Source organism: Nocardioides sp. CPCC 206348, from assembly GCF_048654705.1.
Taxonomy (GTDB): Bacteria; Actinomycetota; Actinomycetes; order Propionibacteriales; family Nocardioidaceae; genus Nocardioides.
Map to the genome: position 1 here is coordinate 1 of NZ_JBMCZA010000187.1, position 621 is coordinate 621.

The window sequence follows — 621 nt, forward strand, 5'->3', positions numbered from 1 at the left end:
ACGACGCGGGGTGGGCGAATCGGGTGGCAGCCGCACCGACCGGCACCGACGGGTTCCCCGACGTCGGGGCGATGGACACGTTCATGCTGATCTTCACGTCGGGCACCAGTGGCGATCCCAAGGCCGTGCAGGTCGCCCACTTCATGGTCGTGATGGCCGGCTCGGTCCTGGCTGACAAGTACGAGCTGGACACCGAGGACGTCGTCTACTGCTCGATGCCGCTGTTCCACAGCAACGCGGTGATGTCGGGTTTCGCGGTGAGTGTGGCGTCCGGTGCGGGGCTGGCGGTTGCGGACTTCTCGGCGCGGAGCTTCCTCGACGACATCCGTCGCCACGGGGCGACGTACCTCAACTACGTCGGGAAGCCGCTCGCGTATGTGCTGGCGACGCCCGCGCAACCTGACGACGCCGACAACCCGCTGCGCTACGCCTTCGGCAACGAGGCCGCCGACCGGGACATCCGCGAGTTCGCCGAGCGCTTCGGATGCTCCGTGTGGGACGGCTTCGGTTCGACCGAGACGGCGATCATCATCACGCGCACGGAGGACACCCCAGCCGGGTCGATCGGCGTCCCGTTCGACGGCGTTGCGATCTACGACCGGGAGACCCGGCAGGAGTGCC

Annotated in this window: 1 protein-coding gene; it reads left to right on the forward strand. The window is 68.1% G+C overall.

Annotation, left to right across the window (positions count from 1 at the left end; genetic code table 11):
• Nucleotides 1–23: 23 nt before the first annotated feature.
• On the forward strand, nt 24–621 hold a 598-nt coding region (locus ACOADB_RS15380; RefSeq protein WP_378600275.1), incomplete at its 3' end, for an AMP-binding protein.